The 14821-nt window shown below is 37.0% G+C and carries 18 protein-coding genes and 1 riboswitch; of the genes, 14 read left to right on the top strand and 4 right to left on the bottom strand.

The annotated features are described in order from the left end of the window. Positions 1–16 precede the first annotated feature (16 nt). The 3 genes from AC5WOC_RS04955 to AC5WOC_RS04945 all read left to right on the top strand — a co-directional run bounded on the left by AC5WOC_RS04955 (position 17) and on the right by AC5WOC_RS04945 (position 2118). The gene (locus tag AC5WOC_RS04955) at positions 17–472 is read left to right on the top strand and encodes a hypothetical protein (protein ID WP_496054291.1); all 456 of its coding nucleotides are present in this window, start codon (positions 17–19) and stop codon (positions 470–472) included. Positions 473–622: 150 nt separating this feature from the next. Then, the gene (gene mntR / locus AC5WOC_RS04950; RefSeq protein WP_496054290.1) at positions 623–1084 is read left to right on the top strand and encodes a transcriptional regulator MntR; all 462 of its coding nucleotides are present in this window, start codon (positions 623–625) and stop codon (positions 1082–1084) included. Between the two features lie 65 nt (positions 1085–1149). Then, on the top strand, positions 1150–2118 hold the full coding sequence (locus AC5WOC_RS04945) for a patatin-like phospholipase family protein (protein WP_496054289.1): 969 nt from the start codon (positions 1150–1152) through the stop codon (positions 2116–2118). Positions 2119–2173: 55 nt separating this feature from the next. On the opposite strand, the gene AC5WOC_RS04940 is transcribed toward AC5WOC_RS04945, so the two are convergent. From AC5WOC_RS04940 to AC5WOC_RS04930, 3 genes are all read right to left on the bottom strand, one after another. Next, complete coding sequence (locus AC5WOC_RS04940; RefSeq protein WP_496054288.1) at positions 2174–3229, bottom strand: hypothetical protein; 1056 nt, start codon at positions 3227–3229, stop codon at positions 2174–2176. Between the two features lie 146 nt (positions 3230–3375). Beyond that, positions 3376–3645, bottom strand: coding sequence for a hypothetical protein (locus AC5WOC_RS04935; RefSeq protein WP_496054287.1), 270 nt, complete (start codon positions 3643–3645; stop codon positions 3376–3378). 19 nt (positions 3646–3664) lie between these two features. Beyond that, entirely contained in the window at positions 3665–4633 is a 969-nt protein-coding gene (locus tag AC5WOC_RS04930; RefSeq protein ID WP_496054286.1) for a DUF1385 domain-containing protein, read from the bottom strand. Between the two features lie 114 nt (positions 4634–4747). On the opposite strand from AC5WOC_RS04930, the gene aroQ reads away from it, so the two are divergent. From aroQ to AC5WOC_RS04875, 11 genes are all read left to right on the top strand, one after another. After that, positions 4748–5194 carry a type II 3-dehydroquinate dehydratase gene (gene aroQ / locus AC5WOC_RS04925; RefSeq protein WP_496054285.1) on the top strand — a complete coding sequence of 149 codons (447 nt, stop codon included), beginning with the start codon at positions 4748–4750 and terminating at the stop codon, positions 5192–5194. Further along, the gene (locus AC5WOC_RS04920) at positions 5191–6264 is read left to right on the top strand and encodes an aminopeptidase P family protein (protein ID WP_496054284.1); all 1074 of its coding nucleotides are present in this window, start codon (positions 5191–5193) and stop codon (positions 6262–6264) included. Before aroQ ends, AC5WOC_RS04920 begins: the two co-directional genes overlap by 4 nt. Before the next feature lie 22 nt (positions 6265–6286). Further along, positions 6287–6844, top strand: coding sequence for an elongation factor P (gene efp / locus AC5WOC_RS04915; RefSeq protein ID WP_496054283.1), 558 nt, complete (start codon positions 6287–6289; stop codon positions 6842–6844). Positions 6845–7042: 198 nt separating this feature from the next. Continuing rightward, positions 7043–7876: an HAD family hydrolase gene (locus AC5WOC_RS04910; RefSeq protein WP_496054282.1), complete on the top strand. Its 834-nt coding sequence runs from the start codon at positions 7043–7045 to the stop codon at positions 7874–7876. A gap of 48 nt (positions 7877–7924) precedes the next feature. Continuing rightward, entirely contained in the window at positions 7925–9181 is a 1257-nt protein-coding gene (gene ulaA / locus AC5WOC_RS04905) for a PTS ascorbate transporter subunit IIC (protein WP_496054281.1), read from the top strand. Between the two features lie 37 nt (positions 9182–9218). Next, on the top strand, positions 9219–10535 hold the full coding sequence (locus AC5WOC_RS04900; protein WP_496054280.1) for a glucose-6-phosphate isomerase: 1317 nt from the start codon (positions 9219–9221) through the stop codon (positions 10533–10535). 212 nt (positions 10536–10747) lie between these two features. After that, complete coding sequence (locus tag AC5WOC_RS04895; RefSeq protein ID WP_496054279.1) at positions 10748–11110, top strand: beta/gamma crystallin family protein; 363 nt, start codon at positions 10748–10750, stop codon at positions 11108–11110. A gap of 143 nt (positions 11111–11253) precedes the next feature. Continuing rightward, a riboswitch (TPP riboswitch) is annotated at positions 11254–11361 on the top strand. Between the two features lie 64 nt (positions 11362–11425). Continuing rightward, on the top strand, positions 11426–12421 hold the full coding sequence (locus AC5WOC_RS04890; protein ID WP_496054946.1) for an ABC transporter substrate-binding protein: 996 nt from the start codon (positions 11426–11428) through the stop codon (positions 12419–12421). Beyond that, positions 12418–12714 carry a thiamine-binding protein gene (locus AC5WOC_RS04885; RefSeq protein ID WP_496054278.1) on the top strand — a complete coding sequence of 99 codons (297 nt, stop codon included), beginning with the start codon at positions 12418–12420 and terminating at the stop codon, positions 12712–12714. The genes AC5WOC_RS04890 and AC5WOC_RS04885 overlap by 4 nt, the downstream gene beginning before the upstream one ends. A 25-nt stretch (positions 12715–12739) precedes the next feature. Further along, positions 12740–13453, top strand: a complete 714-nt coding sequence (locus AC5WOC_RS04880) for an ABC transporter permease (protein WP_496054277.1) — start codon at positions 12740–12742, stop codon at positions 13451–13453. Then, positions 13453–14187 (top strand): ABC transporter ATP-binding protein, encoded by a 735-nt coding sequence (locus tag AC5WOC_RS04875; RefSeq protein ID WP_496054276.1) that lies wholly within the window; start codon positions 13453–13455, stop codon positions 14185–14187. Before AC5WOC_RS04880 ends, AC5WOC_RS04875 begins: the two co-directional genes overlap by 1 nt. Here AC5WOC_RS04875 and AC5WOC_RS04870 read toward each other — a convergent pair. Beyond that, the gene (locus AC5WOC_RS04870; RefSeq protein WP_496054275.1) at positions 14184–14792 is read right to left on the bottom strand and encodes a DUF2238 domain-containing protein; all 609 of its coding nucleotides are present in this window, start codon (positions 14790–14792) and stop codon (positions 14184–14186) included. The two genes, AC5WOC_RS04875 and AC5WOC_RS04870, sit on opposite strands and share 4 nt — an antisense overlap. Positions 14793–14821 lie beyond the last annotated feature (29 nt).

Here is a 14821-nt window from a genome sequence, read left to right as displayed (position 1 = left end):
AGGGCAGGGGAGACCAATGGCTTGTACGAATACAAATATTTTAAAGAATGGCGGATTTCGTCAAGGGCTTGCCCCATGGACTGGGGTAAGTATAAGAAGAGTAAAAAATCCTGTATACAAAAATGATTTTTCTGTCTTGATGAAAGCTGGTAGTGTCCTCAAACAAACACAACCTCTTCCAATACAACAGGGTTGTGCATACTATTTTTACTTTCGTCTATTAAATGCGACTCCAAATGGCAAACAGGCTAGTTTGTTTGCAACTGTAGTTTACCGAGATAATAATGGAAACATCCTTCGTTCCACACCTTTGCAAGTGTTAGTTCCAGCAGCATCGAAATTAGTATTTAAACCTTACTTTACAATTGTCCCGCCCCCGCCTGCACAAACAAAGTCAGTTAGTGTTTCTTTTTCTGGAGTACAGGGCACAGTGTTTGTTGATTATATTCGACTTGCTGCACATGCTGTGTAATCGATGGAATAGAATAAAATGATATGAGCTCATTTTGCTCTTTTCAGGGAAGTGTTGCAATTTCTCAATTATTTCGTCTTACGATTCATTGATAAATTATGATAAAATAGTTTACGCTATCTTAAAAAATATTCAGGGGGTTTTGCATACATGCCAACGCCAAGCATGGAAGATTATCTGGAAAATATATATAAATTAATAGATCAAAAGGGTTACGCCCGTGTTTCCGATATTGCAGAAGCGTTGGAAGTGCATCCCTCATCAGTAACCAAAATGGTTCAAAAATTGGATCAAAATCAATATTTGGTTTATGAGAAGTATAGAGGTTTGATGCTTACTGCAAAAGGGAAAAAAATGGGTAAGCGTTTGGTGCACCGACATGAATTATTGGAACAATTCCTCCGGTTGATAGGAGTCAAGGAGGAATTTGTATATGAAGATGTAGAAGGAATTGAGCATCACCTTAGTTGGAATTCGATTACATGCATCGAAAATTTAGTAGAATTAATTGAAAATAATGCTAGTGTAAAACAACAACTACAAATCCCAACCGAATCGGAGGATTACGAGGACTTAGAAGACCTTAAATCCCAGGAGAAAATTATCCCTTAGAGATTTTCCATTCTAGGGGATTTTTTTCTACATATATTGGGAATAAGTGTATGGAGGTGTTTAATATGTGGGCTGATGCCGTCTTTGAAGGTGGTGGAGTAAAAGGGATTGGACTTGTAGGTGCATTATGTGTGGCGGAGGAAAAAGGTTATAAATGGAAACGTGTAGCAGGAACATCTGCTGGATCCATTTTAGCAGCGCTACTTGCAGCGGGTTACACTGGACAAGAAATGTATGAAATTATGATCAGTAAAAATTTTGCTGATTTTTTGGCACCTACTTGGTATGATTATATTCCTTTTTTAGGTCCGAGTGCCCGTCTATGGTTTAAAAAGGGTCTACATCCTACCAACCGTTTGGAGAAATGGTTGGAAAATTTACTAGCAAAAAAAGGTGTTTATACTTTTCAAGATTTAGAAAAAAAAGAAACCAAATTACACATTATTGTGTCCGATATTACTTTGGAAAATTTACTGGTTTTTCCACAAGATCTTGCAGCTTATGGTCATGATCCTGCTTGTTTTCCTGTAGCTAAAGCAGTAAGGATGAGTTGCAGCATTCCATTTTTCTTTGAGCCGGCTCGTTTATTAAACAAAGACATTGACCTAAATTGCTATTTAGTAGATGGAGCGGTTCTCAGTAATTATCCGATTTGGTTATTTGACTCAGACAATCCGGAATGGCCGACATTTGGTTTTCGTCTGACATCAGACGATCCGCCTACTGGCCATAAAATTGATAGTCCTGTATCTATGTTTAAAGCTTTATTTGAAACAATGATGGATGCACATGATAATCGTAGTATTCGGGAACAAGACCAAGTGAGAACGATAACAGTTCCTTCGCTTAATGTGAAAATCACGGATTTTACAATCGACAACAAAAAAAGAGAAGCGCTATTTCAATCCGGTGTGGATGCCGCTGAAAAATTTTTCAGAAAATTTACTTTTTCGAGTTATTTGGAAATGCGAAGCAGAGTGGATTTGGCGAATGAATTACAGAAAGATCCAAATAAAAGGCGTTTTATTGGCTAAATGTTGAAAAGTCTGAGTTCTATTCCTAGAACACAGACTTTTATTATGGTTGGTCTTATTTGTTGTTATTTTTATCGGGTAAAAGCGATGCGAATTTATCAAAAGCTTTTGATTCATTGGAGCTAGAGACCATTTGAATACCCATTTCTTGTATACGTTTATATGCTTCATCTAGTTTGCTTTGTAATGTATTATTTGCGTTTAATGATGTTTCAAGTTGTGTCCTTAAATTATCACGTTCTGCTTCTAAAATACGTTTGTCTGCTTCGACTTCTTTTTTCATCGCAGCTTCACGAATAGCGAGCACCCTTTTGATTTCAGCGCTTGCTTTGGCATCAGCTTCCGTTTTCACTTCTTGAAGCTTAGCTGGAAACGCTTCGACTTCTGCTTCCAATTTTTCAACTTTTTGTTCACGTTTTTCTATTTCTGTTTGGCGTTCATCCAATGCTTTTTTATATTCAGCAAGCTCACCATTTTTATTTTCTAATTCTTGTTGGAATTCTTTTCTTTTTACTGTCAGTTCATCGATTAGTTTGTCGTTTTCAATTTTTTGGCGTCTTGCAAAGTCATAAGAGAACTCTTCATTTTCTCGCTTTTGTTTTTGTGCTATTTCTTTGGCGTGTTCTTTTAACAATTGTTGATGTTCTTCTGTTTTTATTTTAATGAGATTTTCTATTTCAGCTAGCTTATTTTCAGCGGTTTCTTTGGCATCAATCAATTCTTTTTCTTGCGCTAATTTTAATTCTTGATGTGCATCCACTAGTGCGGCAAGTGTATTGGCTTGTTGTTCGATTCCAAATAAGTCTTTTAGTTCTGTTTCTTTGAGAGCGATTGCATCTTTGATCGTTTGAAGATTTTTGGATTCCGCTGCAATATCTTCTCCGATTGTACCTAAGACTTGATTGATTGATTTGGTAAGATCTTTTATTTTATCTTCCATGCTAACTTCAACCATGGAATCAGCTTTTTTTATGGTTTCGGTTGCCTTTTTTTGCGTTGTCTCTTGTTCTGCTTTTAATTTACCTTTTTCTAAATCAGTGATTTTTTTCTCTGCTTGACGCAAGGCACCTAAAATAGTTGCTTTTGTATCTTTCTCGGTGATTTTTGCCATTTTTTCTCCCCTAGCTGTATGGAATCATATGTACGTATATAAATATAGTACAAACATTCGGTAAAGTCAATTTCCTATACGCGAAAATAGTGGTGATTTTGTTAACAAAAATCCCTGCAAATGTTTATCATTTGCAGGGATTGATATTAGCTGCTTTTTTTCTTATTTCCATCAATGACTCGGAATGGATATTTCTTTCTTTTTTTTCCCTTCGAAGCAACTTTTGGTGTTCGTCCTGGCCTAGTCATGGAAATAAGCCATTGTGGTGGAAACTTATATAAAAGGATAACCGCTCCAAGAATAACCATAAAGACTAATGTTGGAATCGGATTTTGAATGAGCTGAGCAATTAATGCGATACCAATAAACGAAAATATGAACCATGTACCCATATTGGATGGGATTTTTTTATTCATGGATGTTCCATCCCTTCGTTTAGGTTTGTATACTTTTGACAGTAGAGTTGGCAACTTGATTATTCAAGCCATATGCCTCATCTTTTTCTTTCATACGAACAAAAGCTGCGATAGCCACTTCAACTTGATCATCATCTGGTTCTCTTGTGGTGAGTTTTTGCAGCCAGAGTCCCGGATAGCCCAAATACTGCAACACAGGAATATCTCGAACGGCATTTGTGATTTTGAGGACTTCAAACGAAAGTCCAATTACTAGTGGGAGAAGCACAATTCTTGTCAACACTCTGTCCCACACGGAATCATAAGTGAAGAAAGAATATACAATAACGCCAACAATTACCGTAAAGATCATAAAGCTGCTACCACAGCGATAATGAAGCGTGGAGTATTTTTGTACGTTTTTCACCGTAAGTTCTTCTCTGTTTTCATATGCACTGATCACTTTATGTTCTGCCCCATGATATTGGAAAACTCTTTTCATAATGGGGGTACGAGATACACCCCATAAATAAACGAGTAATAGTGTTGTTTTGATAACACCTTCAATCAAATTTTGCAGTATCATATTTTTTACATATGGATCAAAGATCCAACTTGCGAGAGCTGCGGGCAGGACAGTAAAGATAACCTTTCCAACAATAAAAGATAGGACACCAATAATGGCAACGCTTACGATCATTTGTAATTTGCCACTATTATGGTTTTCTTCTTTCCTCTCTATTGTTCCTTCTTCATCTTGTTCATACATCTCTGTAGCATATTGAAGGTGTTTCGCACCAGTTGCACTTGCTTCAATAAGGGATACAATCCCACGAATTAGTGGAATACGTTTTAACTGATTTATCCATCGTACTTGTTTTTTTTCGACCTCTAGTGTCTCGATTTGTCCATTTTTTCTACGGACTGCCGTTACTTGTGTATTACGACCACCGAACATAACGCCTTCGATGACTGCTTGCCCGCCATAGGGAACGATATTTTCAGCCATAGATGCACCACCTTATGCATTACATTTCTCCTATTGTACCACATTTCGCCAGATGAGAACCCGAAACAGTTGATATGATAAGATATGGAAGAATACGAAAAGGAGGAAGGTTATATGTCTCGCGTCTTAGTATTACATGGGCCGAATTTAAATACACTAGGAAAACGGGAACCAGCTCACTATGGATCAGAAACGTTAGAAGATATTAATAAACGATTGTTGAAAACTGGGAAGAAATGGGGTTGTCAGGTAGATGCTTTTCAATCTAACATAGAAGGGGAATTGATTAATCATATTCATTCTGCCAACAATAAGTATGATGCTATCATCATTAACCCTGGAGCATATACCCACTATAGTTATGCTATTTTTGATGCTATATTAGCAGTAGACGTTCCTGCAATAGAAGTACATATATCAAATATCCATACACGGGAAACATTTCGACACACTTCTGTCATAGCGCCTGCATGTAAAGGTCAGATAGTTGGTTTTGGTACCAAAAGTTATGATTTGGCACTAGCAGCTGTTCGTGGGTGGATCGAAGGAGTAGAAATATGACGAATCGAGTAACCAAACTACAAAATGTACTCAAACAACAAAGCATGGAAGCGCTTCTCATTTCGTACCGCCCTAATCGCCTCTATGTTAGCGGATTTACAGGATCATCAGGAGTAATTATCGTAACAGAGACAGAAAAAATACTAATTACTGATTTTCGATATGTTGTACAAGCAAAAGAGCAGGTCCCGACCTTTGATTTGGAAGTACAAACGAGCAGCCAAATATTTGAGACAGTGGCAGATGTGTGTCATCGTCTTGGGATATCCGCTCTGCACTTTGAATCGGAACATCTTACTTTTGCAGAGTATGAAACACTTCGATTTCTGCTGGATGATTCCATTGTTTTAAAACCCACTGCAAATATTTTAGAGTTGATTCGCAGTCAAAAAGAAGAATCTGAGATTTCCTATTTGAAAGAAGCTATTCGTATTGCGGAAGACTCCTTTAGGCAACTGCTTACTGAATTAGCTCCGGGTATGACAGAAAAGCAGATTGCCCTGCGATTAGAATGGCTGATGAGAGAACGTGGTGCAAGTGGGCTATCTTTTGATATGATAGTAGCTTCAGGAACTCGTTCTGCATTGCCACATGGAGTTGCATCAAATAAACCAATTGCTACAGGAGAATTAGTAACATTTGATTTTGGTTGCTTCTATGAAGGATATGCGTCCGATATTACACGAACAATCGCTATTGGTTCCTGTTCTGCAGAACAAAGAGAAATTTATGATATTGTACATAAGGCAAATAGGAAAGCAATTGAAGGTCTAGTTGTAGGAATGAAAGCGAGTCATGTAGATGAAATCGCTCGTGATATCATTACTGAGGCTGGTTATGGCAAGGAATTTGGTCATAGTACAGGTCATGGTCTTGGATTGGACGTCCACGAATTTCCTCGTGTAGGAGCTTCCAGTGAAGATTTGCTTCTACCTGGTGTGGTGATTACGATTGAACCAGGTATTTATCTTCAAAATCAATTTGGAGTTCGGATCGAAGATGATATACTAATTACCGAAAACGGGTATGAAGTATTGACGAGTTTACCAAAAGAATTAATTATTTTATAAGTGAAAAGGTGAAACGGGCATTATGATAAGTGTAAATGATTTTAAAACAGGACTTACCATTGAAATTGATAACGATGTATGGTCTGTAATTGAATTTCAACATGTGAAACCAGGCAAAGGAGCTGCTTTTGTTCGTTCAAAACTCCGTAATTTACGGAGTGGTAACATCCAAGAAAAAACTTTTCGTGCAGGAGAAAAAGTACAGAAAGCATTAGTTGAAACTCGTCGTATGCAGTATTTGTACGAAAGTGGTGGAGAGTACACTTTTATGGACAATGAAACATACGATCAAATTAGTCTAAGTGAAGAACGATTGGAGTATGAATTGAACTTTCTTCAAGAAAATATGGAAGTGCAAATTGTTTCCTATAAAGGGGAGACAATCGGGATCCAATTGCCAAATACGGTAGAATTGGAAGTCGTAGAGACAGACCCAGGTATTCGTGGCGATACGGCAACAGGAGGAAGTAAACCTGCGAAACTTTCAACAGGATTCACTGTACAAGTACCTTTGTTTGTAAATGTTGGAGATCGTTTAATTGTTGACACTCGAAGCGGAGCTTATGTTTCTAGAGCTTAAAAAATAGATTTGTAAAGATCACGTGAAGCGTGGTCTTTTTTTTATGCAAAACACAATTTATTTAAAAATACTTTATTATAAAATTTACAAAAAAATATTTATTTGTATAATAGAAAATACGAATAATATGATATTATTTTATGACAATAGTTCGGTTATTCTTTTCGTTTCCTAACAAAACATTGAAAGAGTGATGACATGATACGTTTACTGGTAAGCGATTTGGATGGAACTTTATTAACAGATGAGAAAAAAGTGAGTGAATCAGATCAACTAGCACTAAAAAAATTAAAACAATTAGGAATAAATATTTGTTTTGCAACAGGAAGAAATAAAAAGGAAGTAGAGCAAGTGATGCAAGGGGTGGAATGGACTTATCATCAAGTGAATCAAAACGGCGCGCAAGTTTATACTTCAAAGAAACAATTGATTCACTCCAATCGATTTTCACCAAAAAGTGCAGTGGATTTGTATCATCTAATTGAATCTTTTGCGGTACAAACTCCTGTCATTATTGATGCATGTTTAGGATTAAATGAAACGGATGTTAAGCGTGTTATTCCAGCAGAACAAAAAGGCTATTTCCCATATAAAGAAGATTCGATATTTCAATACATTGCTGATGTAAACAATAGAATAGGCCAAGATATTTTACCTATTAAATTCTCATATTTTGGAGAAGTCAAAGTGCTTCGATTTTTAGAAGAAGAAGTTCATAAGCATTTCCCCAATCAATTTAATAGTTTTCTAGTTGATAAAAATTGCCTCGATTTTATGCCTCCTCAAGTCAATAAAGGGAGGGGAATTCAAATATTACTCGATTATTTGAATCTTACACCAGAAGAGGTAGTTTGTATTGGTGATTCAGAAAATGATATATCCATGTTTGACTTAATTCCACATAGTTTTGCAATGGATACAGCTAGTCCTATTGTTCAATCTAAAGCTTTTAAAACGGCTCGATCAGTAGCCGAGGCATTGGAATGGGCCGTTTTATACAACCAGCAAAAGCAAACTGCCATTAAAATATAGTTTTGCTTATTTTAAACGATGGAATGATGGAATAAGGAGTTAAGGCACATGTTAAAAACCATTTTGGATATCATCGGAAATCCGTCTATTTTAATTGGAATATTTGCACTTGTTGGCTTGATTTTACAAAAAAAGAGCGTATCAGAGATTGCCTCTGGTACGCTGAAAACAATTATGGGATTTATTATGTTAGGTGCAGGTGCCAACGTAATTGTTGGATCTCTTGATATATTCGGAAGAATGTTTCATATGGCTTTTCATATTGATGGTGTTATCACTAGTAATGAAGCTGTGTTAGCGATCGCACAAAAAACATTTGGTGTACAGATGGCTTTTATTATGGTGTTTGGTATGTTGATAAATATTTTATTAGCTCGGATTACTCCATTAAAGTATATTTTCCTTAGTGGTCAACATTCTTTGTTTATGGCTTGTGTGTTGACTCTTGTCCTTACAGTTGGTGGGTTAAAAGGAATTACGCTAATTCTGGTTGGATCCATCATCATGGGTTTATGGATGGTGATTTCACCAGCGCTACTGCAAAATACAGTTAGAAAGATAACAGGGTCGGATGATTATGCGATTGGACATTTCGGATCTCTTGGTTTTTTGCTGGCTGCTATTGTGGGTAAATATCTAGGAAATCGAAAGAGAACAACAGAAGATATTGCTGTACCAAAACATCTTGGTTTTTTAAGTGATAGTTCCGTTGCTGTTTCTTTGACAATGACAGTATTATTTTTGGTTGTTGCTTTTTTTGCTGGCCCAGACTTGGTTGAAAAGCAGTTATCAAACGGCACTAACTTTTTTGTATTTTCGGTTATACAAGCAATTACTTTTGCAGTCGGAGTTTATGTCGTTATGGCTGGAGTAAATTTACTCATAGCAGAAATCGTTCCAGCATTTAAAGGAATAGCAGAAAAAATTGTTCCGAACGCAAAACCTGCATTGGATTGTCCTACTATTTTCCCTTTTGCCCCAAATGCAGTGATCATCGGATTTATTATGAGTTTTTTCGCTGGAGTTTTGAGTATGTTTCTCTTACCTTTATTTGGACTAGCTATGATCGTTCCAGGTCTAGTACCACATTTTTTCGCTGGAGCTACAGCCGGCGTTTTTGGTAATGCAACAGGTGGCAGAAGGGGTGCTGTTTTAGGAGCATTCGCCAATGGAATATGTATCAGTTTTCTGCCAGCATTATTAATTCCGTTTCTGGGTAATTTAATTTCGAATGCAACTACATTTGGAGATACTGATTATGGCGTAGTCGGTATTCTAATCGGTTGTGTTATGATGATGAAATAACGATAAATTTAGATCTTATGCTGAAGGGTGTTGCTATATGAGTTCTATTCGTTTTGATTACAAGCACGCGTTATCGTTTATGGAAGAAAAGGAATTAAGTCAGTTAAGCGCAGAAGCACAGTTAGCTGAAAAAAGATTACTAGGTGAGATAGATGCAGCAGGATCTGATTTTCTGGGATGGGTGAAATGGCCAGAAACCTATGACAAAGAGGAATATAGCCGTTTAAAAGAAGCAGCAAGCCGCATTCGCGAAAACTCCGATGTCTTGCTTGTTATTGGTATTGGCGGGTCGTATTTAGGAGCAAGAGCAGCTATTGAAATGCTGCATCATCGTTTCTATAACCAATTACCGAAAAATGTCCGCAAAGCTCCAGAAGTTTATTTTCTTGGAAATCATTTAAGCAGTGATTACATACAGGATTTACACGCTTTACTGGAAGGAAAAGATGTTAGTATCAATGTTATTTCCAAATCAGGTACGACAACAGAGCCGGCCGTTGCTTTTCGTGTTATGCGGGAATACATGGAGAAACGCTATGGAAAAGAGGAAGCGAGCAAACGCATTTTTGCTACAACCGATCGTTCAAGAGGGGCATTAAAAAGCTTAGCAGATGATGAAGGGTATGAAACATTTACGATTGCAGATGATATCGGGGGCAGATATTCTGTCTTAACGCCAGTAGGCTTGCTTCCCTTAGCAGTATCTGGTTTGGATACAGATGCAATGCTCGCAGGTGCAAGAGATGCAATGAATACATACAGTGAAACGGACTGGTCGAAAAATAGTTGTTATCAATATGCAATTGCACGTCAGGTTTTATATCGGAAAGGGTATACTACGGAGCTGCTTGTTACATATCAACCAGCAATGCAATATTTTGCAGAGTGGTGGAAACAGCTTTTTGGCGAGAGTGAAGGAAAAAATCAAAAGGGAGTATTTCCAGCTTCTGTACAATTCACAACTGATCTTCACTCCATGGGACAATATATACAACAAGGACTGCGGAATTTGTTTGAAACGGTTATCTATGTAGACAAATCAGCACACCAAATTGCTATACCAAAAGATGAAAGCGATTTGGATGGACTCAATTATTTGGCTGGAAAGTCTTTGGATTTTGTTAATGAAAAAGCATTTGAAGGTACACTTTTAGCGCATACGGAAGGCGGCGTTCCAAATCTTGTCGTACGAGTACCTGAGCTATCGAGTTTTGTGTTTGGACAATTGGTATATTTCTTTGAAAAAGCGTGTGGTATAAGTAGTTATTTACAAGGAGTCAACCCATTTGATCAGCCTGGAGTGGAGGCATACAAACAGCATATGTTTGCATTGCTTGGTAAGCCAAAGAAATAATAGACTTAAACTCCCTATATTTAATAGGGAGTTTTTTTGTACTTGGATCGTGATTGATTTCAATTGATTAACGTGAAATTTATATTCAGAGAAGCCAAAGATTCAAATCCAGAAAAGAGAATACATAAAAGTTTTTAAATTCGCAATACTCTTTCCCATAAAAGGTTATTCAAATCATTTATAATTTATATAAATGATTAGGAGGTTTTTATATGAAAAAATGGTTATCAATCCCTCTTGTTGCCTTCGCCAGTTTTGCCGTAATATTACCAACTGCTGGTACAGTTTTGGCTAAGTCATCAAAAAATGTGACTTGTGTTACTTTGTATGAACATGTTAACTACAAGGGAAGACATATCACTCTTTGTGAAGATGCGGAAAGATTGTCAAAATGGAATTTTAATGATAAAGCATCCTCTGTTAAAGTATCAAAATCAGGCAAAGGTGCAACTCTATTCCAACATGCAAATTTCCATGGTAAGTGGATTGATTTAAAACCAGGTAAAAATATTCCTGATTTCACCAAAATCAGAGGTTTGAACGATGATATTTCCTCTGTCAATATTAAAAATTAAACATAGAGATTTTTCAGAACAATGAATCTTACAGCATCGCTACAGTTTTACTTTCTTCTTGAAAAGCTAAACTGTAGCGTGTTTCAATCAATTTATAATAGACATTTTTAACGTTAAAATATATAATTCATTTGAAAATGAAATATAAAACCCAGGGGTGCTGGAAATTGGCCGGCTGAGATAGTACACCTATGTACTGACCCTTTCACCTGATCCGGGTAATGCCGGCGTAGGAAGTTAAGGTATTTTTGTGCGCGCCGAAACCATTCTGATCAGGATGGTTTTTTTATTTTGTAAAGGAGAGAACAGGTGAGCATGAAAAAGAGAATATGGATTTGTATACTTTGTTTATTCCTAGCGGGCTTGGTTGGATGTTCAACAGACACAACAAAAAACAATGACCAGAAAGAAGTAACAATTGTGTTGGATTGGACACCAAATACAAATCATACTGGCTTGTATGTTGCACAAGTGAAAAATTATTTTCAAGCAGCAGGTTTAAAAGTTCGAATCATTCAACCAGGAAAGTCAACCGCTGAGCAGCTTGTAGCATCAGGGAAAGCAGATTTCGGTGTTAGCTATCAAGAAGGTGTGACACAAGCGCGAGTAGCTGGAGTACCAATTGTTTCGATCGCTGCCGTTATTCAGCATAATACTTCTGGATTTGCTTCGCTTTCATCTTCAGGTATACAAAGCGCAAAAGATTTCGAAGGGAAAAAATATGGGGGATTTGGTTCACCTGTAGAAAAGGCAATGATTCAATCGTTGATGGAAAAGCAAAATGCAGATGTGAACAAAGTAAAAATCACCAATATCGGTTCTACTGATTTTTTTACTGCTTTGAAACAAGGTATTGATTTTTATTGGATTTACTACGGTTGGCAAGGAATAGAAGCAGAACAAAAGGGACTCAAATTAAATATGATTTACTTAGCTGATCAAGCAAAAGAACTTGATTATTATACACCTGTTTTGATTACATCCGAATCAAAAATCAAACAAGATCCGAATGTTGTTCAAAAATTTATGCAAGCAGTCAGCAAAGGATATCAATTTGCGATTGATCATCCAAAAGAGGCAGCGGATATATTGCTCAAGGAAAACCCATCGCTTGATAGTAAGTTAGTATACCAAAGTCAACAGTGGCTAAGTCCGAGGTATAAAGCAGATGCAACTACTTGGGGAATTCAGAAGGAAACTGTTTGGAGTGGGTATGCCACCTGGCTTCAAAAGCATCAATTACTTGGTGGAGAATTTGATCCGAAAAAAGCATTTACCAATCAATTTATTCCAAACGGAGGTCAACAATGATCAATACATTACTCAGTATTCAAATCTTACCGCAAGATCAGAATCGTTCTATTTCTATTGACTTTATCGAAGAAGCAATTGCGATTATTGAAGAATCTGGACTTTCTTATCGTGTAAATGCACTAGACACCACCGTTGAAGGAGATTGGGATGCATTATTAAAGCTGATAACTGCTATGAATAATCGCGTACTGGATTTAGGAGCAGTTCAGACGATGTTTCAAATCAAATTACTACATCGTCCAAAGGGAATTACTATCTCTGATTTAACGCATAAATATGATGAAAAATAGGATACTTCCGTTTATTGGATCTATTTTGCTTCTTTTTGTAAGTTGGCAATGCGTAGTTTTCTTTGGTAATTTTGCATCTTGGCAATTGCCAAGCCCCTCATTAGTTGCAAAAGAAATGGGAGACTGGATTACAAGTAATGCTTATTGGTTAGATATACAAGCAACTGCCACTATTGCTGTTCTTGGTTTTTTGTTGAGCATCATCGTTGGAGTGGGGACAGCTACCGTGCTCTATTTTTTTCCATTGTTAAAAAAGCTAGTTATGCCTATTTTGTTGTGGAGCCAAAACGTGCCAGTCATTGTTTTGGCTCCCCTGTTAGTAGTTTGGTTTGGATTTGGAATGGTTGCAAAAATATTTGTCGTCGTTGTCGTTTGTTTTTTTCCTATCACCATTGCGATGCTGGATGGCTTTCTGCAGGTTGATCGAAACCTGCAGAAATATTTGGAGATGTCTGGGGCAAATCAATGGCAAAAGTTTATGTATTTATCTTTTCCTTCCTCCATACCTGTGTTCTTTTCCAGCTGTAAGTTATCTGCTACTTATAGTGTAATGGGAGCAGTAGTAGCAGAATGGCTCGGTACAGAACATGGTTTGGGTATGATTATGACACAAGCAGCGAATTCTTTTCGTACGGATCGCGTTTTTGTTGCCATCTTTTTTATTGTTTTATTGAGTGCTTGTTTTTTCTTTTGTATTTGGTGTATGGAGCAACTATGGATGCGAAAGAGGCGAAAATAATGAGCTATTTTCAAATGAAAAAGGTGTCTTTTCACTATACCGACCATTCACCATGGGTAATCAACCAATTATCGATGGAAATCGAGTCAGGAACATCGGTAAGTATATTAGGACCATCTGGTAGTGGGAAAAGCACTTTATTTTATTTACTCGGTGGGCTGTATTTTCCAAATGAAGGAGAAATATGGATTGGAGAGGAAAAAATCACCAAAAGTGGTATGGTTGGTTACATGCCACAAGATAGTTCCTTATTTCCTTGGATGACAGTGAAACAAAATATTATGCTCGGTTATCAGTTAGGAACCAAAATGCGTTCTTTTGACATGGATGAGTGGCTAGATCAAGCAGGTTTAAATGAAGTAGCTGAGTTATATCCCCACCAATTATCAGGAGGAATGCAGCAGAGAGTTTCTTTTCTACGAGTGTTGGCAAGTGATCAATCGCTCTTGTGTTTAGATGAACCTTTTGCTTCATTGGATGCATTGACTCGTAGTCGAATGCAAAAATGGTTAGCAAATTTTATGAATAAGGAAAAGACGTTTCTTTTGATCACGCATCAGATTGAAGAAGCTGTATTACTAACAGATTATCTATATTTATTTCCTGAAGTATTAGCAGGGAGACCGATTATTATGCCAAATCCATTTGCAAAGCATGATCGTTTCGTGATACGGGAAGATCCAACTTTTTGGCAGTATGTTCAGTCTATTGAAAAGTATCTGCAACAGACTTAACGCTGGTCTGTTGTTTTTTTTCGAATAAGAACATAAATACTATAAACAAAAGAAGCAAGGAGGGAACCGATGAGGGCAATTTGAATGTCGTGCTGTGCATCCCAAGGATCCCCTTGGAGACCGAGAAATAAAGCTCCTTGATCCGGAGCTACGAGTAAGACTATCCATACTTCAATTAATTCATAAAATCCACTAGCCGCTAAAAGAAATATGTTTGAAAAGATAATAGAGGTATATTGCGGTAATTGGTATTGAGAACGAATGAGTTGATAGATGGGTAAGAAAAAACAAAATCCAAAAGAGAAGTGGACAAGGCGGTCATAGTAAGCTCTCTTTAAATGTAACCAAGTATCTAGAGGTGTGTGATAGGAATAGTGAGCACCTATCGTGTGAAGGATTAAGAACAGAGTGAGGAGTGTATAGCTGCTAATTGATAAAGGTAATTGTTTATAGAAACATGCGATCAGTAGCAGGAAAAGAAAGATAAGAATGTTTTCTAATCCCCAATTGAAGCGGTTAATAGGCGAAACTGCTAGATAAACCCAGATAATAAAATAAGAGAAACCCAAGACGATAACCCATTTGTCACGTGTATCTTTTCTCATATAGATACCTCCAAAAGGGAGTGTTATCT

Source organism: Shimazuella sp. NTD247, from assembly GCF_059510415.1.
Note: the sequence above shows the minus strand (reverse complement) of the source record. Positions and strands in the feature narration are given on the sequence as shown.